Here is an 18,202-nt window from a genome sequence, read left to right on the forward strand (position 1 = left end):
TCGAATCAGTTCGGAATGATACCGCTTGCGCCGCGGCTACAGATCCAGCGGCGCCGGGTTGAAGTAGTGGCGCCCCGCCCGGATCCGGCGGACCTCCCGCAGCAGCAGCTCGTAGTCGGCCTCGCTGTTCACGAAGTCCAGGGATTCAGCGTTGACGATGAGCAGCGGTGTCTCGTCCCAGGCGTGGAAGAAGCGGGTGTAGGCCTCCGCCAGCCGTTCCAGGTAGTCCCGGGCCATGGGCCGCTCGTAGTCGCGGCCGCGCTGTTCCACCCGTCGTACCAGGGTCTCGGCCGGGGCCTGGAGGTAGACCACCAGGTCCGGGCGCGGCGCCTCGGCGGCCAGCCGCTCGGCCAGGCGGTCGTAGAGCTCCAGCTCGGTGGGATCCAGGGTCAGCTCGGCGAAGAGGCGATCCTTGTCCAGGAGGTAGTCGGCCACGCGCACCGGGGCGAAGAGGTCCCCCTGGGCCAGCGCCTCCATCTGCCGGACCCGCTGGAGCAGGAAGGAGAGCTGCGTGGGCAGGGCCGCGCCCCGGGGATCGGTATAGAAGCGCTGGAGGAAGGGGTTGTCCGCCGGGTCCTCCAGCAGCAGGTCACTGCCGAAGCTCGCCGCCAGGCGCCGGGCCAGGCTGGTCTTGCCCACGCCGATGGGCCCCTCCACGGCGACGAATCGCGGCGCCCCCTCGGTAGTCGCCTCCTCAGCCATGGGCCCCCTCCTCGGTCGGTTCCAGCCCCGGCCCTGCCGGCACCCGCGCCAGCTGCTCGCGCAGCGGCCGGCCGCCGGGGAGGATCAGGTCGGGATCGATCTCGGCCAGGGGATGGAGAACGAAGTCCCGCTCCCAGACCCCGGGATGCGGCAGGCGCAGGGCCGGATCGTCACTCTCGGTATCGCCGTGCAGGAGCAGATCGAGATCCAGCACCCGCGGCCCCCAGCGTTCGGCGCGGACCCGGCCGGCGGCATCCTCCTGTTCATGGAGGGCGGCCAGCAGGGCTGCCGGGCCCAGCGCGGTCTCCAGCCGGGCGACGGCATTGGCGTAGTCGGGCTGGTCCGGCGGGCCCATGGGCGGGCTGCGCCAGATCCGGGAGGTCGCGGTGCAGCGGGTGGCCGGGAGGTCGTCCAGCCCGGCGAGCGCCGCGGCTACCTGCCGGAAGGGCCGGTCGAGATTGGCGCCCACGCCGACCCAGGCGGTGACCGTGGTCATTCCCCGCCGTTGCCCCCGGACTGCTCGGACCCGGCATCGGACTTCGGCTTGCGGCGCCGGCCACCGCGCCGGCGCCCCTTCTTGCGATTGTTCCCGCCGCCGCCCTGCTGCTGGGCCGCCATGCGCTCGCGCTCGCCCTCGTCGGCATCCTGGAAGCGGGTCCACCAGTCCGAGACCTCCGGATCGATCTCGCCGGCCGCCGCGCGCAGGACCAGGAAGTCGTAGGCGGCGCGGAAGCGCGGATGCTCCATGAGCTTCCAGGGCCGCTTGCCGGCGCGCTGGTGGAAGCGATCCTGAAGCGACCAGATCTCCCGGGCGGCGGTGGAGAAGCGGCGCGGGATGGCCACGTGCTTCACCTGGCCGCTGACCACCTGCTCCGCCGCCACCTGCAGGGCGCGGCCGGGGTTCTCGCCGGCCTTGCGGGCGGAGGCCACGTGCTGGCGCACCGGCTCCCAGAGCAGCGCGGCGATGAGGAAGGCCGGTGTCACCGGCCGGCCCTCGTTCACCCGCCGGTCGGTGTTCTCCAGGGCGCGGATGAGGAAGAGCAGCGGGAAGCCCTCCTCCTCGCGCTGCAGCGCCTCCTCGGTGATGGGGAAGAGGATGCGGAAGACGTCGTAGTAGCGCAGCAGCTCGTAGCTCTGGACCGCCGCCCCGCTGAGGAAGAGCTTGTTCACCTCCTCGAAGAGGCGGGCCGGGGGCACGCCGTTGAGGAGGTCGCCCAGCTCGCGCATGGGCGCCTCGGTCTCGCGCTCGATGCGGAAGCCGTGCTTGGCGGCGAAGCGCACCGCCCGCAGCACCCGGACCGGGTCCTCGCGGAAGCGCTCCGCCGGGTCGCCGATCATCCGCAGCAGGCCGGCCTGGACATCCTCCCAGCCGCCGCAGTAGTCGACGATGGAGTGATCGGCGATGTTGTAGTAGAGGGCGTTGACGCTGAAATCGCGCCGCCAGGCGTCCTCCTCCAGGGTGCCGTAGACGTTGTCCCGCAGCACCATGCCGTCCTCGCTGCGCTCCACCTCGCCATCGCCGTTCTCGGCAGCCGCCCGGAAGGTGGCTACCTCGATGATCTCGGGGCCGAAGTGGACGTGGACGATCTTGAAACGCCGCCCGATGAGGCGGCTGTTACGAAAGAGGCTGTTGACCTCGTCCGGCGTGGCGTCGGTGGCGACATCGAAGTCCTTGGGTTCGCGGCCCAGGAGCAGATCCCGCACCCCGCCCCCGACCATGTAGGCGGCGTAACCGTGATTGTGGAGCCGTGTCAGGACCTTGAGGACGTTCGCGGACATCGCCGAGCGGGAGACGGGGTGCTCCTCGCGGGGGATGATCCGGGGACCTGGGTCGGGACGACCGACGAGTTTCTGTAATCTGCTCTTGAGCCAGCGAATCATGGCGGTATAATACCACACCTGTCGGCCGCGGCAGGAAGCCTGCAGCGGCCCGGAAGCAAAAGCTCCCATCGTCTAGTGGTCTAGGACGCCGCCCTCTCACGGCGGAAACAGGGGTTCGAGTCCCCTTGGGAGCGCCATCTCTCGACGCCCCCGGCGACCTTCGGTCCCGGGGGCGTTCTCGTTCCCGGCCCCGAAAATCGAACGCCCGCATGGTGGAAACCTTTTCCCGTTCCGGCCTACTATGAGGCCAACAACAGCCCAGGGAAGGGAAACGACCATCAAGGGGCATGCGCCAGGGTCGGCGAGTCCCGTCACCAGGGGAGAATCACCATGCGTATCCGCATCCTCGCCGCCGCCACCGCGGCTGCCCTCACTACCGGGGGCGCCCAGGCCGCCTCCTTCGGCATCTACGATGCCCGCTCCGTGGGCATGGGCAATATCGGCACCTCCGCCGGCAACCCCTCCAACGCCAGCTTCTATAACCCGGCGCTGCTGGGGGCTCCGAACAAGGATGCCGATTTCAATCTGGAGCTGCCCATCGTCTCCCTACGGGCTGCAGCGCAGGATGAGGATATTATCGACAACTTCTCCGACCTTGAAGATGATATCGACCGGTTTGAATCCGCAACGGAACAGCTGGATTCAAACCCGACAATCGAGAATGCTCGGGCAGTGCAGAATGCAGCAGCGGCCCTGGATAGCTCGCTGCAGAGTATCGATAACAGCCCTATCGAGGTGGAGGGTTTCGCCGGGGTCCTGGGCGCCGGCACCACCGGCGAGTGGGGGATGTCCGTTTACGGCGGTGCGCGCGTCTTTGGTGGCGTCAAGGCGCACTACGAGGACCAGGCTAAACTGGAAGGCCTCGCCAATGCCGACCCGAACAACCCAGAGGCCATAAGCACTGACTCCGACCTCCAATCCAGTGTCACGAGTCGGGGGATGATGGTCGGCGAGTATGGGATCTCGCTCGCGAAGGAGTTCAACATCGCCGGCCACGGGATCAGCTTCGGCCTGACCCCCAAGATCCTTCAGGTGCAGACCTTTGACTACACGACTGACCTGAACGATGACACGGACTTCAACATCGACGAGAACACCACTGAGGAGACCGACTTCAATACTGACCTTGGTGTTTCCAAGATGTGGGACAACGGTGTCCGCACTGGTCTGATGGTCAAGAACATCATTGGCCAGACCTACACGACGGCCGAGGGCAACGACCTGGAGCTCAACCCCCAGTACCGCGCCGGGATCTCCCACCACACCGGGATCTCCACCATCGGCATCGACCTCGACCTCACCGAGAACGATCCCGTCGCGGAGGGCTTCGACCGGCCCACCCAGTACCTGGCCATCGGCGGCGAGTTCGACGCCTGGAACTGGCTGCAGCTTCGCGCCGGCTACCGCACCGACCTCGCCGACTCCTACGAGGACACCGTCCACGCCGGTGTCGGCCTCTTCCACATCCTGGATGTGGGTGCCGCCTACTCCGATCAGGAGGTCCAGGCCTCGGTGCGGCTGGGCGTGCGCTTCTAGGCCGCCCTGCGCACTCCCCCGCCTTCCAGCGGGGGATGCCCCGAACGCCCGTCGCCCTTCGGCACGGGCGTTTTCTCGTTGGGCGGGCTGTCAGCGCGGGAAGGCCTCCCGGATCCGCTTGCCGGAGGCGGCGGCATCGGCGCGCCGGGTGGTCTCGGGCAGGCGGTAGCGTGGCGCCAGGGCGAGGGTCCAGGCCACGGCGGTCTCCAGCCCCACGCGGTGGCCCGGGGAGACGTAGACCGGCCGTACCCCGGTGCGGGTACGGACCACCGCGCCGAGGGTCTCGTCGCCCTCCCCGAGCGGGACCCGGCCGCCCCGCTCCTCGGGCACCGGCCCGTGCTCGCCGATGAGCCGGCTCTTGGCCACGCCGATGGTGGGGAGTTCCAGCCGCAGGCCGAGGTGGGAGGCGACCCCCAGCCGCCGGGGGTGGGCGATGCCCTGCCCGTCGCAGACGACGAGGTCCGGCGGCGCGGCCAGCCGCCCCAGGGCGGCGGCGATCACCGGGACCTCACGGAAGGAGAGGAGTCCCGGGATGTAGGGCAGGCGTACCGGCTCCCGGGCGATGGCCGTCTCCAGGGTCTCCAGCCCCGGCCAGGCGAGGACCACGGCCGCGGCCCGCGCCACCCGGCCGCCCTCCTCGAAGCCGACGTCCACCCCGGCCACCCGTTCCACCGGCCCCAGCCGGTCCGCCGTCTCCACCCGCCGGGCCAGGCAGCGCTGGAGCCGGTGGGCGGCGGCAATGCGGCGGCCGGCCATCTCAGCCATCGGCGCCCTCGTCCCTCCCCTCGCCCTCGGCGGGACCTGGAATGGCCGGCGGTGGCGTGGGCCGCCCCAGGACCCGGCCCAGGTGGTAGTGGGCCGCCTCCCGGAGCCAGGCGTGGGAGAGGCGCCGCTGGCGGAAGCAGAGCCGCTCCACCAGCGGGCCGTTGCGGTAGAGGACCTCCTCCGGCGCGGGGTCGAAGGGCCGCTCCACGCTCACCCGCAGGAGACGGCCGAGGTTGCGGCCCAGGCCGTCGTCGGTGATGAGCAAGTGGGGCATCAACCCGCGCCGGGGGTCCGGCTCCGGATACTCGACCACCGCCAGCAGCCGCACTGGCTCTCCCGGGTGGAGGACCGGCGCCTGCCAACCGTTGAAGGTGGTCTCCAGCAGCCAGACCGGCTCGCCGAGGTGGGCGCGCAATGCCTCCACGCCGTCCTGGTAGGCGGCATCGGGCCAGATCTCAGCGTCGGCGGCCACGGCTGCCGCCCTCGCGCTACTGCGCCGGCGGAGCGCCGGGGGCCGGCATGCGGTCCGGTCCCATGCCGCCATCGCCGCCGCCGAGGACCAGGAAGGCGAACCCGAAAACCAGGCCGACGATGGCCAGGGCGGCGAGGATCTGGAAGAAGAGCCGCAACCGCCGGTTCATCAGGGTCACCGAGGCGGGGTCATCGCTCTCGTGGGCCGACTCGGCGGCATTGGCGATGCCGAAGGCGACGATGCCCAGCCAGACCGGGACCCAGGCGAGCAGCAGGCCGATCTGGGTCATGCCCAGCAGCAGGCCGTGGAAGATGATGGCGACGCCGGCGGCGCGCACCCAACCGCGGGCCTGGTAGAGGGGGGCCACCAGCTCGGCACTGACGACGGGGGTCTGTTCGGACATGGGAAACTCCTGCTAGGTCTGGTGCCCATTCTAGCGCCGCTTGCAGCGACGGGGACAATACGATCGAAAAGGCCCCCGCCTCCCGGAGGGAAGCGGGGGCCTGCCGTCAGCGGGTGGCCCGGATCAGGCCACCGAGGCCTTGCGCTCCGACTTGCCGAAGGTGAACTCGCCGTTGGCATCGAGATCCACCAGGATGACGTCGCCGGCGACGAAGTTCCCGGCCAGCAGCTCCCGGGAGAGCGGATTCTCCACCAGGTGCTGGATGGCCCGCTTCAGCGGCCGGGCACCGTAGACCGGGTCGAAGCCGGCCTCGCCCAGCTTGTCCAGAGCGGCCTCACTGACCTCGACATCCATGTGGCGGTCCTGCAGACGCTCCCGCAGGTAGTTGAACTGGATGTCGGCGATCCGGCGGATCTGCTCCTGCTCCAGCGGGTGGAAGACCACCACCTCGTCCACGCGGTTGATGAACTCCGGCCGGAAGTGGTCGCCCACGATCCCCATCACCGCCGACTTCATGGCGTCGTAGTCCGCCTCGGAGGCCATGTTCTGGATCTCCTGGGAGCCCAGGTTGGAGGTCATGACGATGACCGTGTTGCGGAAGTCCACCGTCCGGCCGTGGCCATCGGTGAGCCGGCCGTCATCCAGCACCTGCAGCAGGATGTTGAAGACGTCGGTATGCGCCTTCTCCACCTCGTCGAGCAGGATCACCGAGTAGGGCTTGCGGCGCACCGCCTCGGTGAGATAGCCGCCCTCCTCGTAGCCGACGTAGCCCGGCGGGGCCCCGATGAGCCGGGCCACGGAGTGCTTCTCCATGAACTCCGACATATCGATACGGACCATGGCCTCCTCGGTGTCGAAGAGGAAGCCGGCCAGCGCCTTGGTGAGCTCCGTCTTGCCCACGCCGGTGGGCCCCAGGAAGAGGAAGGAGCCGTTGGGCCGGTTGGGGTCGGAGAGCCCCGCCCGGGAGCGGCGGATGGCGTCGGAGACGGCGGCCACCGCCTCCTGCTGGCCGATGACCCGCTCACCCACGGCCTCCTCCATGCGCAGGAGCTTGTCCTTCTCACCCTCGAGCATCTTGGAGACCGGGATCCCGGTCCACTTGGAGATGACCTCGGCGATCTCCTCCTCGCCCACGGAGTTCTTGAGCAGCCGGGTCTCGGACATCTCCACCTGGGTGGCCAGGTCGAGCTGGCGCTCCAGCTCGGGGATGCGGCCGTACTGCAGCTCCGACATGCGCTGGAGGTCGCCGGCGCGGCGGGCGGTCTCCACGTCCACCCGGGCGCGATCCAGCTCCTCCTTGATGTGCTGCGCCCCCTGCAGGGCCGCCTTCTCGGAGCTCCAGATCTCCTCGAGGTCGTTGTACTGCTTCTCGAGATCGGCGATCTCCTCCTCGAGCTTCTTCAACCGCTCCCGGGAGGCCTCGTCGGACTCCTTGTTCAGCGCCTCGCGCTCGATCTTGAGCTGGATGAGGCGCCGCTCCAGGCGATCCATCTCCTCCGGCTTGGAGTCGATCTCCATGCGCAGGCGGCTGGCCGCCTCGTCCAGCAGGTCGATAGCCTTGTCGGGGAGCATGCGCGAGGTGATGTAGCGCTGGGAGAGCTGCGCCGCGGCGACGATGGCCGGGTCGGTGATCTCCACGCCGTGGTGGACCTCGTACTTCTCCTTCAGGCCCCGCAGGATGGCGACGGTGTCCTCCACTGTGGGCTCGTTCACCACCACCTGCTGGAAGCGGCGCTCCAGGGCGGCATCCTTCTCGATGTTCTCGCGGTACTCATCCAGCGTCGTGGCGCCGATGCAGTGGAGCTCACCGCGGGCCAGGGCCGGCTTGAGCATGTTGCCGGCATCCATGGCGCCCTCCGCCTTGCCGGCGCCGACGATGGTGTGGATCTCGTCGATGAAGAGGATGACCTGCCCCTCCTGCTTGGCCAGGTCATTGAGGATCGCCTTCATGCGCTCCTCGAAATCCCCGCGGTACTTGGCGCCGGCCAGGAGGGAGCCCATATCCAGGGAGAGCAGCCGCTTGTCCCGCAGCCCCTCCGGGATCTCGCCGTTGACGATGCGCTGGGCCAGCCCCTCGACGATGGCGGTCTTGCCCACGCCGGGCTCACCGATGAGCACGGGGTTGTTCTTGGTCCGCCGCTGGAGGACCTGCACGGCGCGCCGGATCTCGTCGTCCCGGCCGATGACCGGGTCGAGCTTGCCCTGTTCGGCGCGCTCGGTGACGTCGATGGTGTACTGCTCCAGCGCCTGGCGGGTGTCCTCGGCGTTGGGGTCGTTCACCGCCTCGCCGCCACGCAGGGACTCGATGGCCGGCTCCAGTGCCTCCTTGGTGGCGCCGAATTCGCGCATCAGCTCGCCGAGCTTGCCCTTGTCCTCGTCGGCGGCGGCGAGGACGAAGAGTTCGCTGGAGATATAGCTGTCCTGGCGCTTCTGCGCCTGCTTGTCCGTGAGGTTCAGCAGCTTGGAGAGGTCGTTGGAGACGTGGACGTCGCCGCTGGAGCCCTCGACGGTGGGCAGGTGGTCGATGGCCTCGCCCAGGCGCGAGCGCAGGGCGTTGGTCTGGACACCCGCCTGCTGGAGCAGATGGCGGATGGTCCCGCCCTCCTGGTCCATGAGGGCGGCCATGAGGTGGACCGGCTCGATGAACTGGTGATCCCGGCCCACGGCCAGGCTCTGGGCCTCGCCCAGGGCCTGCTGGAACTTGGTGGTGAGTTTGTCCATTCGCATGTGCTGACTCCTGACTCGATACTTGACGACAGGCCACGTGGGCCTCGATTACCCGTATATCTGGGGGAGTTTCGGGCGGGTTTCAAGGTGAACGGCGAGGGCGAGCACGCGCCCTCCTTGCATCACCCATTTTCTGTACATACATTAACCGAATGGAAATGGAGTTCGATCCCGGCAAGGATGCCGGCAACATCGCCAAGCACGGCCTTTCCCTGGCGGATGCAGCTGCCCTGGAGTGGGACACTCTGTGGGCGATGGAGGATGACCATCGAGACTACGGGGAGCCGCGAATGATCGGGAGATCCGACGCTATGTCGAAAACCTTGCCTGACGGCCGGCGGCTCGACGGGAACACACCGGAGGAAGAGGCCGCCATCGAGGCCGGCATCGCGGCCGACCCGGATACCTACGAGCCAACCGAAGAAGAGGCGCGACAATTGCGCCGGGTCGGCCGGCCACCCGCCGCCGTGACCAAGGAGCGGATCACCATCCGGCTGTCGCCGGATGTCGTGGAGCGCTTCCGCGCCAGCGGCCCCGGCTGGCAGGGTCGCATGAATGCGGCCCTGCAGGACTGGCTGCGGGAACACGAACCGGAGCAGGCCGAGGCCGGCGGTACCGGCCAGGACGGATAACGACCCTCTAGCCGGACCGGGGTCGTCCCAGGATCGCCACCCGGATCCCCTCCAGGCATTCCTGGCTGTCGGCCGACTGGCAGGTTCGAGGCTCGGCGGCAGTGATCCGGGCGCGGCTGCGGCGGAAGACGGCGAGCAGGGTCTGGCCGCGGCCGCGCACGCCGGTCACCCGCAGCGGCTGCACGGGGGCGCCGGTGCTCGCCGAGAGCCAGGCCATACCGCCCTTCAGGGGGCGTTCCGGGTCCTCGTCCACGTCGATCCGCCCCTGGGGAAAGAGGGCCACCACCTCGCCGCGCTCCAGGGCGCGGCGGGCGGCGCGCAGGGCCAGGTGGGGATGGCGGCTGCGCTCCACGGGGATGCAGCCGATGGCGTCGAAGAGCCGCCGCAGGCCGGGGCGCCGGTACTCCTCGGCGGCGATGACGAAGCGCAGGGGCCGCCGGCAGGCGGCGACCATCAGCAGGGGATCCAGTCCGGAGACGTGGTTGGCCACTACCAGCGCCGAGCCGTGCTCGGGCAGCGGCACCGGGTCCGCCTCCAGCCGGTGGAAGCGGCGGCAGAGGATCCGGTTGATGCCGTCCAGCCAGTTGAGGAAGGGGCCGCCCCAGTCGGCCTGGTTGGCCCGGCGGCCGGCCTGGATGACGAACACCACCAGGACCAGGACAGCGACCAACCCTACCCAGCCGACCCACCCCATCAGACCGGGTCCCGCCAGATCAGCGTGGCCATGCGGCCGGTGCGGCCTTCCCGACGGTAGGAGTAGAAGCGCTCCCCCTCGGTGAAGGTGCAGCGCCCGCCGCCGTGGACCACCGCCACCCCGGCGGCGAAGAGCCGCCGCCGGGCCAGGGCGTAGAGGTCGGCGTGGAGCGAGCCGCCCTGGTAGCGGAAGCAGGCGGCGGCACCCGGATCGGAATCGACGAAGGCGGCCCGGACCTCCTCGCCCACCTCGAAGGCCGCCGGACCGATGGCCGGCCCCAGCCAGGCGGTGATACGGCCCGGGCCCAATCGCACCGCCGTCGCCTCCAGCACCCCGGCGGCCAGCCCCTTCCAGCCGGCGTGGGCGGCGGCCACCGCCGTACCATCGCTCCGCGCCAGGAGCACCGGCAGGCAATCGGCGGTGAGTACCGCGCAGACCGTGCCGGGTTCCGTCGCAACGCTGGCGTCGGCCTGCTGCCCCGGGCCCGCGCCGGCATCGGCCACCGCGACGCCGTGGACCTGCTCCAGCCAGGCCGGCTCGGCAGGCAGCCCCAGCGCCTCCACCAGGGCCGCCCGGTCGGCGGCCACCGCGGCGGGCTCATCGCCCACGTGGTCGGCGAGATTCAGGCTGGCGAAGGGGTCCTGGCTCACCCCGCCGGCGCGGGTGGTCACCGCCGCCCGCACGCCGGGGGGACGCGGCCAATCCGGGGCAAACCAGGCGGGGGCCGTCATGCCGGGGCCGCCTCCCCGCGCAGGGCGGCCAGAAGCCCGGCGAGGTCCGCCGGCAGCGGCGCCTCCCAGGCCAGCTCCTCGCCGGTGCGCGGGTGGGTGAGGGCCAGGCGCGCGGCGTGCAGCGCCTGGCGCGGGAAGTTGGCCATGGCCTCGGCGGCCGCCGGCGCCACCCGTCCCGGGGCGGCGCGGCGGCGGCCGTAGACCGGGTCGCCGATAATCGGATGGCGGCGGTGGGCCAGGTGGACGCGGATCTGGTGGGTACGGCCGGTCTCCAAGGTGACGTCCAGCCGGGCCGCCGCCGCGAAGCGCTCGGCGACGGTGAACCGGGTCACCGCCGGCTTGCCATCGCGGATCACGGCCATGCGCTTGCGATCCCGGGGGTGGCGGCCCATGGGGGCATCGATGGTCGCCCCGCCGGTGGGGACGCCGTGGCAGACGGCGGTGTACTGGCGCTTGATCCGCCGCTCCTGGAGGTCGGCCACCAGCCCGGTATGGCCGGCGCGGCTGCGGGCGACCACCAGCAGGCCGGTGGTATCCCGGTCCAGGCGGTGGACCAGGCCGGCGCGCGGCAGGTCCGCCAGCTCCGGGTAGTGGTACAGCAGGGCGTTGACCAGGGTCCCTGAGGGGTTGCCGGCGCCGGGGTGGACCACCAGCCCGGCCGGCTTGTCGATGACCAGCAGATCCTCGTCGGCGTGGAGGACCGTCAGCGGCAGCTCTTCCGGCTCCCAGCGCGGCTCGCCGCCGGCCTCCGGCGTCACCGCCACCACCTCGCCGCCGGCCACCTTGTCCCGGGGCCGGGCCGGCCCGCCGTCGACGGTGACGCGCCCCTCGTTCAGCCAGCGGGTAAGGAGGCTGCGGGAGTAGTCCGGGAAGAGCGCGGCCAGGGCCTGATCCAGCCGCCGACCGGCCTCGGTCTCGGGGATCGCCGCCTCGAGGGCGCCCTCATCGGGGATCTCGGCCAAGGGAGGCCTCCCTGCGGATGGAAGAAGGGTTGCACGTTTCGAACCGACCCCGCTGCCGTTATACTGCGGGGTCCCAGTTTCCGACGCGGCAGGATACCCCAGCGGCATGTTCCCCCGATACCTCCTGGCTCCGACCCTCCTCGCCCTCGGCCTCCTCGCCGGCTGCGGCACCCTGAATCGCGACGACTGGTCCGCCGAGCGCTACTACGAGGAGGCGCGCGAGGCCATGGAGTCGGAGCGCTACCAGACCGCCCTGGAGTACTACCAGGAGCTGGAGAGCGAGTACCCCTACGGTCGCTACGCGGAGCAGGCGCAGCTGGACATGGCCTACGTCTACTACCGCACCAGCCAGCCGCAGTCGGCCATCGACACCGCCGAACGCTTCATCGAGATGCATCCGCGCCATCCCCAGGTGGACTACGCCTACTACCTGCGTGGCCTCGCCGCCTACGGCCAGAACCGCAGCTTCCTCAACAAGCTGTTCAACCAGTCGCCGGACGAGCGGAATCCTCAGGGAGCGCGGGACGCCTTCCGCCACTTCGCCGAACTGGTCCGCGAGTTCCCGGAGAGCGACTACGCCGGCGACGCCATCCAGCGCATGATCCACCTGCGCAACAGCCTGGGTCGTTACGAGGTCCACGTGGCCCAGTACTATCTCGACCGCGAGGCGTGGGTGGCGGCCGCCGACCGGGCCCGCTACGTGGTGGAGAACTACGATCGCACCCCCGCCGTGGCCGAGGCCCTGGCGATCATGGGGCAGGCCTACGTGCGGCTGGGCGAGACCGACCTGGCCCGTGATGCGCTCTCCGTCCTGCGCGCCAACCACCCGGAGCACGAGGGCATCGGGGAACTGGAACAGGCCCTGGCCGACAACGACTGAACGGGCCGGCCTGACACGACAATTCGAGGGGAGAACGGGCGATGTGGGACTTCTTCGAGACGGTGCGCCACCGCCACTCCATCCGCCGCTTCCGGAAGGAGCGGGAGGTGGAGGCGGAAAAGCTCCACGCCATCATCGAGGTGGCCGCCTCCGCCCCCTCGGCCGGCGACATCCAGCCCTGGCGCATCGAGGTCATCCAGGACGAGGGCCTGCGCTCGGCCCTGGATGCCGCCGCCCCCGGGGAATCCTTCATCGGCGAGGCGCCGGTGAGCCTGGTCTTCCTGGCGGAGCCGGCGCGCTCGGCGGCGGAGTACGGCCAGCGCGGCGCGGACCTCTACGCCATCCAGGACACCACCATCGCCGCCGCCTACGCCCAGCTGGCCGTGGTGGCCGCCGGCATGGGCTCCACCTGGGTGGGCCACTTCGACGAGGCGGCGGTGCGCTCGGCCCTGGGCACCGGCGAGGAGCTGGTGCCGCTGACCATCCTCTGCGTGGGCTACCCGGCGGAGGTCCCGGAACCCACCCCGCGCCGGCCGCTGGAAGAACTCGTCCGCTACCGGTAGCCGGGGCAGCGCCCCTATAGCGCCGCCTCGTCCTCCTCGCCGGTGCGGATGCGGATGGTCCGCTCCACGGGGGTGACGAAGATCTTGCCGTCGCCGATCTTGCCGGTCCGGGCGGCCTCGGTGATGGCCTCCAGGCAGGTATCCACCTGGTCGTCATCGACCACCACGTCGATCTTCACCTTGGGCAGGAAGTCCACCACGTACTCGGCGCCGCGGTAGAGCTCGGTGTGGCCCTTCTGCCGGCCGAAGCCCTTGACCTCGGTGGCGGTCATGCCGGCCACCCCGACATCCGAGAGCGCCTCGCGCACGTCGTCGAGCTTGAAGGGCTTGATGATGGCCTCGATCTTCTTCATGGCGTGTTCCTCCCAGCCGGTCAGGCCTCCGGGGCGTCGTGGCGGCAGCCGGAGGTAATGGGGTAGCGCCGGTCGCGGCCGAAGGCGCGCCGGCTCACCCGGATCCCCGGCGGCGCCTGCCGCCGCTTGTACTCGTTGCGGTCCACCAGCCGCGCCACGCGATGGACCGTGGCCGCATCGTAGCCCCGCTCGATGATGGCCGCCACCGGCTCGTCGGCCTCCACATAGAGGGCGAGGATGGCGTCCAGTTCCGGATAGGGGGGCAGGGAGTCGCTGTCCTCCTGGTCCGGGGCCAGCTCCGCCGAGGGCGGCCGGTCCAGGACCCGTTGCGGGATGACCGGGCCGAGCCCGTTGCGGTAGTCGGCCAGGGCGTAGACGGTGGTCTTGGGGACGTCCTTGAGCACCGCCAGGCCGCCGGCCATGTCGCCGTAGAGGGTGGCGTAGCCCACCGCCATCTCGCTCTTGTTGCCGGTGGTCAGGACCATGCGACCGGTCTTGTTGGACAGCGCCATGAGCAGCGTCCCCCGGATCCGCGCCTGGATGTTCTCCTCGGTCACCCCTGGCTCGGTCCCGGCGAAGGGGCCGGCCAGGGCCTCCAGGAAGCCACCCTGGATCCCCTCGATGGGGAGGGTGTGGTACTCGACGCCCAGGCTCTCGGCCTCGGCGGCGGCATCCTCCAGGCTCATGGGGCGGGTATAGGGTGAGGGCATCATCACCGCCGTCACCCGCTCCGGACCCAGGGCATCCACCGCCACCGCCAGGGTCAGGGCGGAGTCGATACCGCCGGAGAGCCCCACCACGGCGCCGGGGAAGCCGTTCTTGGCGATGTAGTCGCTCACCCCCAGGACCAGGGCGCGGTAGACGGCCGACTCGCCGGTGGCCGGCGCCGAGGCGGGACCCGACTCCGGCTGCAGCCCCTCGTCGGTGCGCGCCAGGCGGACCCGGTGGAGGCCGTTCTCGAAGGCGGGAGCGCGCTGGGTCACCCGCCCGGCGCCATCCACCGCGAAGGAGGCGCCGTCGAAGACCAGCTCGTCCTGCCCGCCCACCAGGTTGGCGTAGAGCAGCGGCACCCCGGCAACGGCGGCCCGCTCGCCGACGCTGGCCTCGCGCTCGGCGCCGCGTTCGGCGTGGAAGGGGGAGGCATTGAGGACCAGCACCGCCTCGGCGCCGGCCTCGGCGGCCGATTCCACCGGACCGGGGACCCAGACATCCTCGCAGACCACCAGCCCCAGCCGGCAGCCGGCCACCTCCACCACGCAGGGCGCCTCCCCGGGGCGGAAGTAGCGCTTCTCGTCGAAGACGCTGTAGTTGGGCAGCTCGCGCTTGGCGTACAGGGCCGCCACGCCGCCGTCCCGCAGATGGAGGGCGGCATTGTGCAGCCCCCGCTCGTCCCGCCACGGGGTCCCGAGGACGATATCGATCCCGGCCGCCGCGGCGATGCGCTCCACGGCGGCGCGGCACTGGCGCTCCAGCTCCGGGTGGAGCAGGAGGTCGTCGGGGGGATAGCCGGAGAGGACCAGCTCCGGGCAGAGCAGCAGTTCGGCGTCCAGCTCCTCGCGCGCCCGGGCCGCGGCGGCGATGACCGCCTCGGCATTGCCGGCGACATCCCCCACCAGGGGATCGAGCTGGGCGATAGCAACGGTCAGGCCGTCGCTCATGTCGCGATCCCGGCCAGCGCCGCCTGCATGGTCTCGCCGATGGCCGCCGGGGAGCGGGTCACCCGGACGCCGGCCGCCTCCAGGGCGGCGAACTTGTCCTCGGCCCGCCCCTGGCCGCCGGCGACGATGGCGCCGGCATGGCCCATGCGCTTGCCCGGCGGTGCGGTGACCCCGGCGATATAGGCGATCACCGGCTTGGTGACGTGGTCACGGATATAGGCCGCGGCGGCCTCCTCGGCGCCGCCGCCGATCTCCCCCACCAGGACAATGCCGTCGGTCTCGGGGTCGGCCTCGAAGCGGGCCAGGCAGTCGACGAAGTCCAGGCCGTGAACCGGATCGCCGCCGATGCCGACGCAGGTGCTCTGCCCCAGCCCCGCCTCGGTAGTCTGGGCCACCGCCTCGTAGGTGAGCGTCCCGGAGCGGGAGACGATACCGACCCGCCCCGGGCTGTGGATGGCGCCGGGCATGATCCCGATCTTGCAGGCGCCGGGGGTGATGACGCCGGGGCAGTTGGGGCCGATGAGGACCGAACCGCGGCCGCGCAGGGCCGCCTTGACCCGGACCATGTCCTGGACCGGGAGCCCCTCGGTGATGCAGACGATGGTCCGGATCCCGGCATCCGCCGCCTCAATGATGGCGTCGGCCGCCCCGGGCGCGGGGACGTAGATCATGGTGGCATCGGCGCCGGTGGCGGCCACGGCCTGGCCCACGGTGTCGAAGACCGGCCGGTCCAGGTGGGTCTGCCCCCCCTTGCCGGGGGTGACGCCGCCCACCAGGTTGGTGCCGTAGGCGATGGCCTGCTCGGAGTGGAAGGTCCCCTGCCGGCCGGTGAAGCCCTGGCAGATGACCCGGGTGTCGGCATCTACGAGGATCGCCATCAGTCGCCCCTCCCCGCGGCCACGACGCGCGCGGCCGCCTCGTCCAGCCCGGCGGCGGTAATGAGCTCCACGCCGCTCTCTGCCAGCAGCCGGCGACCGGCCTCGGCGTTGGTCCCCTCCAGGCGGACCACGATGGGCACGTCCACGCCGGCCTCCTCCACCGCCGCCAGGATCCCCTCGGCGATGAGGTCGCAGCGGACGATGCCGCCGAAGATGTTCACCAGGATGGCGCGCACCGAGTCATCGGTGCGGATGAGCTTGAAGGCCTCCGCCACCCGCTCGGCGGTAGTACCGCCGCCCACGTCCAGGAAGTTGGCCGGCTCACCGCCGTGGAGCTTGATAAGGTCCATGGTCGCCATGGCCAGGCCGGCGCCGTTGACCATGCAGCCGATGGTCCCGTCCAGGGCGACGTAGTTGAGGCCCTGCTCCCGGGCGCGCGCCTCCCGCGGGTCACCCTGGTCGGGGTCGTCCAGGCCGTGGCGCTCCGGGTGGCGGTAGGCGGCGTTGCCCTCCAGCTCCACCTTGGCGTCCATGGCCAGTAGCTCACCGGCCGGGGTCACGCCCAGGGGATTGATCTCCACCAGGGAGCAATCGGCGGTGGTGAAGACCTCGTAGAGGCCGCTCATCACCGAGGCCAGGTCGCCCCGCGGCGCCTCTTCCAGGCCCAGGGCGAAGCCCAGCTCCCGGGCGTGGTGGGGCATGAGGCCGGTGGCCGGGTCGATGTGGACGGTGTGGATCCGCGAGGGGTCCTCAGCGGCCACCGCCTCGATATCCATGCCGCCGGTGGCGGAGGCGATGAAGGCGATGCGCTCCGCCTCCCGGTCCACCAGCACGGCGAGATAGAGCTCCTGCTCCACGGTGGAGGTGGCCTCCACCAGCACCCGCCCCACGGGCAGACCCTCAGGGCCGGTCTGGGCGGTGACCAGTCGGCTGCCGAGGAGCTCGCTGGCGGCAGCGGCCGCCTCCTCGGCGCTCTCCACCCGGCGGACGCCACCGGCCTGGCCGCGCCCGCCGGCGTGGACCTGTGCCTTGACCATCCACGCGGTCCCTTCCAGATCGCGGGCGGCATCGGCGGCCTCCGTGGTGGAGGCGGCCACCAGCCCCGCGGGGACCGGGATGCCGTGGTCGGCCAGCAGGTGCTTGGCCTGGTATTCGTGGAGGTGCATGGGTGCCCTCGGAGCGTTTCCAGAGCCCGGTATTCTGGCCGAAATGGCGGGGTTAGAAAAGCGAGACCGACACCCTGGCCGGACAGTCATCTGCTCGCCCCGGAAGAGGCCCGGCGGATGGTACGGGTCCCGGCTGCCAGGTCGTCGGCAGCAGGGATGCTGCCGTCGAGCCGACAGGGACGTTTTCACGGCGTACCTGGCAGCCGGGACCCGTGCCAGCCGCCCTCCAAATCCGGACGGCCACCGGCCCATTCCGGCCGTGGCCCCCAAGCGGTACCATGGCCCCATGAACGGGATCCGCCTCATCCTCCTCGCCGTCGCCGTGGCCATCGCCTGGCGGCTGTTCAAGAATTGGCGCGCCCGGCGCGCCGTCGACTCCCCCGATCGCCCGAAACAGACCCGGGACCAGCGCCGGGATCGGCAGGGGACCGGCTCGGGTCAGAAGGGGATCGACACCATCCGCTGCGACCACTGCGGCACCCATGTCCCCGTGGGCCGGGAACTGCGCGCCCACGGCCGGACCTGGTGCTCCCGCGAATGCCGGGATGCCGACCGGGAGAAGTCGGACCGCGACTAACAGCGTCCCGGGGGTTGCACGCCGACGACAGTTGGTCCATAAATGGACACGCGAGCCGGTCGTGGGCCGGCTCAGGGAGCATTGCGACAGGACGTCGGCCTCTCCTACCCACGCCCTGCGCAGTGCCTTCCAGAAACGGACGATAATCCGACACCGGAGGTCAGCATGCGCAAGTCCCAGGGTTTCACCCTCATCGAACTGATGATCGTCGTGGCCATCATCGGCATCCTCGCCGCCGTGGCCATCCCGGCCTATAACGGCTATATCGAGCAGAGCCGCGTCAACGCCGTCCAGTCCAACAAGGACACCGCAGTGCGCTACATCAAGAACGAGGTATCCAAGGTCGCGGCCGGCGGGGAGAGCCGGGTCGACGCCGATGGCGATATCGGTAACCTGGCCGATGCCCTCAATGAGGGCGGAAAGACCAACCCCATGGATGACGAAGACCCTGCCTTCGTTGCCGACACCCAGGGCAACGCGGCCGAAGGCCAAATCTCCATCAACGGGGACCTCGACGGCGATACCATCACGGTGGGTGTCGGCGGCGACGGTAGCGCACCCCTCGACGAGGACTGGGCCGACCCCGGCGTTGACGGAACCGTCGACATCACGGTCGAGTAGC

The 18,202-nt window shown here is 70.7% G+C and carries 20 protein-coding genes and 1 tRNA gene; 7 read left to right on the forward strand and 14 right to left on the reverse strand.

The annotated features are described in order from the left end of the window. Nucleotides 1-36: 36 nt before the first annotated feature. Genes BM272_RS06070 through pcnB form a run of 3 tightly spaced genes read right to left on the reverse strand, consistent with a single transcriptional unit; the run spans nucleotide 37 to nucleotide 2,481 of the window. Nucleotides 37-702: a deoxynucleoside kinase gene (locus BM272_RS06070; protein WP_093427883.1), complete on the reverse strand. Its 666-nt coding sequence runs from the start codon at nucleotides 700-702 to the stop codon at nucleotides 37-39. Continuing rightward, nucleotides 695-1,198 (reverse strand): 2-amino-4-hydroxy-6-hydroxymethyldihydropteridine diphosphokinase, encoded by a 504-nt coding sequence (gene folK / locus BM272_RS06075; protein WP_093427884.1) that lies wholly within the window; start codon nucleotides 1,196-1,198, stop codon nucleotides 695-697. Before folK ends, BM272_RS06070 begins: the two co-directional genes overlap by 8 nt. Further along, nucleotides 1,195-2,481 carry a polynucleotide adenylyltransferase PcnB gene (gene pcnB / locus BM272_RS06080; protein ID WP_240308043.1) on the reverse strand — a complete coding sequence of 429 codons (1,287 nt, stop codon included), beginning with the start codon at nucleotides 2,479-2,481 and terminating at the stop codon, nucleotides 1,195-1,197. Before pcnB ends, folK begins: the two co-directional genes overlap by 4 nt. 163 nt (nucleotides 2,482-2,644) lie before the next feature. On the opposite strand from pcnB, the gene BM272_RS06085 reads away from it, so the two are divergent. Continuing rightward, nucleotides 2,645-2,720: transfer RNA gene (locus BM272_RS06085), tRNA-Glu, on the forward strand. 193 nt (nucleotides 2,721-2,913) lie between these two features. After that, nucleotides 2,914-4,119: a conjugal transfer protein TraF gene (traF, locus tag BM272_RS06090; protein WP_093427886.1), complete on the forward strand. Its 1,206-nt coding sequence runs from the start codon at nucleotides 2,914-2,916 to the stop codon at nucleotides 4,117-4,119. Nucleotides 4,120-4,209: 90 nt separating this feature from the next. On the opposite strand, the gene nfi is transcribed toward traF, so the two are convergent. The 4 genes from nfi to clpB all read right to left on the reverse strand — a co-directional run bounded on the left by nfi (nucleotide 4,210) and on the right by clpB (nucleotide 8,480). After that, nucleotides 4,210-4,884 carry a deoxyribonuclease V gene (nfi, locus tag BM272_RS06095; protein ID WP_093427887.1) on the reverse strand — a complete coding sequence of 225 codons (675 nt, stop codon included), beginning with the start codon at nucleotides 4,882-4,884 and terminating at the stop codon, nucleotides 4,210-4,212. Further along, nucleotides 4,877-5,356 (reverse strand): hypothetical protein, encoded by a 480-nt coding sequence (locus BM272_RS06100; protein WP_093427888.1) that lies wholly within the window; start codon nucleotides 5,354-5,356, stop codon nucleotides 4,877-4,879. Before BM272_RS06100 ends, nfi begins: the two co-directional genes overlap by 8 nt. Before the next feature lie 16 nt (nucleotides 5,357-5,372). Beyond that, nucleotides 5,373-5,759 carry a DUF5362 family protein gene (locus BM272_RS06105; protein ID WP_093427889.1) on the reverse strand — a complete coding sequence of 129 codons (387 nt, stop codon included), beginning with the start codon at nucleotides 5,757-5,759 and terminating at the stop codon, nucleotides 5,373-5,375. A 123-nt stretch (nucleotides 5,760-5,882) separates the two neighbouring features. Then, the gene (gene clpB / locus BM272_RS06110) at nucleotides 5,883-8,480 is read right to left on the reverse strand and encodes an ATP-dependent chaperone ClpB (protein ID WP_093428001.1); all 2,598 of its coding nucleotides are present in this window, start codon (nucleotides 8,478-8,480) and stop codon (nucleotides 5,883-5,885) included. Nucleotides 8,481-8,797: 317 nt separating this feature from the next. Here clpB and BM272_RS06120 point away from each other — a divergent pair, with 317 nt between their 5' ends. After that, a complete protein-coding gene (locus BM272_RS06120; RefSeq protein ID WP_093428002.1) occupies nucleotides 8,798-9,118 on the forward strand; it encodes a BrnA antitoxin family protein in 321 nt (106 codons plus the stop codon). Between the two features lie 7 nt (nucleotides 9,119-9,125). Here BM272_RS06120 and BM272_RS06125 read toward each other — a convergent pair whose 3' ends face one another. From BM272_RS06125 to rluD, 3 genes are read right to left on the reverse strand one after another with little or no spacing between them, the layout of a single operon-like run. Then, a complete protein-coding gene (locus BM272_RS06125) occupies nucleotides 9,126-9,812 on the reverse strand; it encodes a lysophospholipid acyltransferase family protein (protein ID WP_093427890.1) in 687 nt (228 codons plus the stop codon). Further along, nucleotides 9,812-10,543, reverse strand: coding sequence for a peptidoglycan editing factor PgeF (gene pgeF / locus BM272_RS06130; RefSeq protein WP_093427891.1), 732 nt, complete (start codon nucleotides 10,541-10,543; stop codon nucleotides 9,812-9,814). Before pgeF ends, BM272_RS06125 begins: the two co-directional genes overlap by 1 nt. Continuing rightward, nucleotides 10,540-11,496: a 23S rRNA pseudouridine(1911/1915/1917) synthase RluD gene (gene rluD / locus BM272_RS06135; protein WP_399349084.1), complete on the reverse strand. Its 957-nt coding sequence runs from the start codon at nucleotides 11,494-11,496 to the stop codon at nucleotides 10,540-10,542. Before rluD ends, pgeF begins: the two co-directional genes overlap by 4 nt. A gap of 115 nt (nucleotides 11,497-11,611) precedes the next feature. On the opposite strand from rluD, the gene BM272_RS06140 reads away from it, so the two are divergent. After that, nucleotides 11,612-12,385: an outer membrane protein assembly factor BamD gene (locus BM272_RS06140; protein WP_093427893.1), complete on the forward strand. Its 774-nt coding sequence runs from the start codon at nucleotides 11,612-11,614 to the stop codon at nucleotides 12,383-12,385. A gap of 41 nt (nucleotides 12,386-12,426) precedes the next feature. Then, nucleotides 12,427-12,948, forward strand: coding sequence for a nitroreductase family protein (locus BM272_RS06145; RefSeq protein ID WP_093427894.1), 522 nt, complete (start codon nucleotides 12,427-12,429; stop codon nucleotides 12,946-12,948). A gap of 14 nt (nucleotides 12,949-12,962) precedes the next feature. Here BM272_RS06145 and BM272_RS06150 read toward each other — a convergent pair whose 3' ends face one another. Genes BM272_RS06150 through sucC form a run of 4 tightly spaced genes read right to left on the reverse strand, consistent with a single transcriptional unit; the run spans nucleotide 12,963 to nucleotide 17,003 of the window. Further along, on the reverse strand, nucleotides 12,963-13,301 hold the full coding sequence (locus BM272_RS06150) for a P-II family nitrogen regulator (RefSeq protein WP_093427895.1): 339 nt from the start codon (nucleotides 13,299-13,301) through the stop codon (nucleotides 12,963-12,965). Nucleotides 13,302-13,321: 20 nt separating this feature from the next. Then, nucleotides 13,322-14,959 (reverse strand): NAD+ synthase, encoded by a 1,638-nt coding sequence (locus BM272_RS06155; protein WP_093427896.1) that lies wholly within the window; start codon nucleotides 14,957-14,959, stop codon nucleotides 13,322-13,324. After that, nucleotides 14,956-15,837: a succinate--CoA ligase subunit alpha gene (gene sucD / locus BM272_RS06160; RefSeq protein WP_093427897.1), complete on the reverse strand. Its 882-nt coding sequence runs from the start codon at nucleotides 15,835-15,837 to the stop codon at nucleotides 14,956-14,958. The genes BM272_RS06155 and sucD overlap by 4 nt, the downstream gene beginning before the upstream one ends. Continuing rightward, complete coding sequence (gene sucC / locus BM272_RS06165) at nucleotides 15,837-17,003, reverse strand: ADP-forming succinate--CoA ligase subunit beta (RefSeq protein ID WP_093427898.1); 1,167 nt, start codon at nucleotides 17,001-17,003, stop codon at nucleotides 15,837-15,839. Before sucC ends, sucD begins: the two co-directional genes overlap by 1 nt. 286 nt (nucleotides 17,004-17,289) lie before the next feature. Between sucC and BM272_RS06170 the strand changes: the two genes are divergently transcribed. Both BM272_RS06170 and BM272_RS14175 read left to right on the forward strand, forming a co-directional pair. Beyond that, on the forward strand, nucleotides 17,290-17,580 hold the full coding sequence (locus BM272_RS06170) for a PP0621 family protein (protein ID WP_093427899.1): 291 nt from the start codon (nucleotides 17,290-17,292) through the stop codon (nucleotides 17,578-17,580). Nucleotides 17,581-17,745: 165 nt separating this feature from the next. Then, complete coding sequence (locus BM272_RS14175; RefSeq protein ID WP_093427900.1) at nucleotides 17,746-18,201, forward strand: prepilin-type N-terminal cleavage/methylation domain-containing protein; 456 nt, start codon at nucleotides 17,746-17,748, stop codon at nucleotides 18,199-18,201. The last annotated feature ends 1 nt before the right edge of the window (nucleotide 18,202 follow it).

This window comes from Thiohalospira halophila DSM 15071 (assembly GCF_900112605.1).
GTDB lineage: Bacteria > Pseudomonadota > Gammaproteobacteria > Thiohalospirales > Thiohalospiraceae > Thiohalospira > Thiohalospira halophila.

Bases quoted from the DNA above. Each gene is read 5' to 3' on its own strand.
- BM272_RS06140 (WP_093427893.1), top strand. From the start codon at position 11,612: ATGTTCCCCCGATACCTCCTGGCTCCGACCCTCCTCGCCCTCGGCCTC.
- BM272_RS14175 (WP_093427900.1), top strand. From the start codon at position 17,746: ATGCGCAAGTCCCAGGGTTTCACCCTCATCGAACTGATGATCGTCGTG.
- nfi (WP_093427887.1), bottom strand. From the start codon at position 4,884: ATGGCTGAGATGGCCGGCCGCCGCATTGCCGCCGCCCACCGGCTCCAG.
- folK (WP_093427884.1), bottom strand. From the start codon at position 1,198: ATGACCACGGTCACCGCCTGGGTCGGCGTGGGCGCCAATCTCGACCGG.
- traF (WP_093427886.1), top strand. From the start codon at position 2,914: ATGCGTATCCGCATCCTCGCCGCCGCCACCGCGGCTGCCCTCACTACC.
- pgeF (WP_093427891.1), bottom strand. From the start codon at position 10,543: ATGACGGCCCCCGCCTGGTTTGCCCCGGATTGGCCGCGTCCCCCCGGC.
- sucC (WP_093427898.1), bottom strand. From the start codon at position 17,003: ATGCACCTCCACGAATACCAGGCCAAGCACCTGCTGGCCGACCACGGC.
- BM272_RS06125 (WP_093427890.1), bottom strand. From the start codon at position 9,812: ATGGGGTGGGTCGGCTGGGTAGGGTTGGTCGCTGTCCTGGTCCTGGTG.
- BM272_RS06070 (WP_093427883.1), bottom strand. From the start codon at position 702: ATGGCTGAGGAGGCGACTACCGAGGGGGCGCCGCGATTCGTCGCCGTG.
- BM272_RS06120 (WP_093428002.1), top strand. From the start codon at position 8,798: ATGTCGAAAACCTTGCCTGACGGCCGGCGGCTCGACGGGAACACACCG.
- BM272_RS06145 (WP_093427894.1), top strand. From the start codon at position 12,427: ATGTGGGACTTCTTCGAGACGGTGCGCCACCGCCACTCCATCCGCCGC.
- BM272_RS06150 (WP_093427895.1), bottom strand. From the start codon at position 13,301: ATGAAGAAGATCGAGGCCATCATCAAGCCCTTCAAGCTCGACGACGTG.
- clpB (WP_093428001.1), bottom strand. From the start codon at position 8,480: ATGGACAAACTCACCACCAAGTTCCAGCAGGCCCTGGGCGAGGCCCAG.
- BM272_RS06105 (WP_093427889.1), bottom strand. From the start codon at position 5,759: ATGTCCGAACAGACCCCCGTCGTCAGTGCCGAGCTGGTGGCCCCCCTC.
- sucD (WP_093427897.1), bottom strand. From the start codon at position 15,837: ATGGCGATCCTCGTAGATGCCGACACCCGGGTCATCTGCCAGGGCTTC.
- BM272_RS06155 (WP_093427896.1), bottom strand. From the start codon at position 14,959: ATGAGCGACGGCCTGACCGTTGCTATCGCCCAGCTCGATCCCCTGGTG.
- BM272_RS06170 (WP_093427899.1), top strand. From the start codon at position 17,290: ATGAACGGGATCCGCCTCATCCTCCTCGCCGTCGCCGTGGCCATCGCC.
- pcnB (WP_240308043.1), bottom strand. From the start codon at position 2,481: ATGTCCGCGAACGTCCTCAAGGTCCTGACACGGCTCCACAATCACGGT.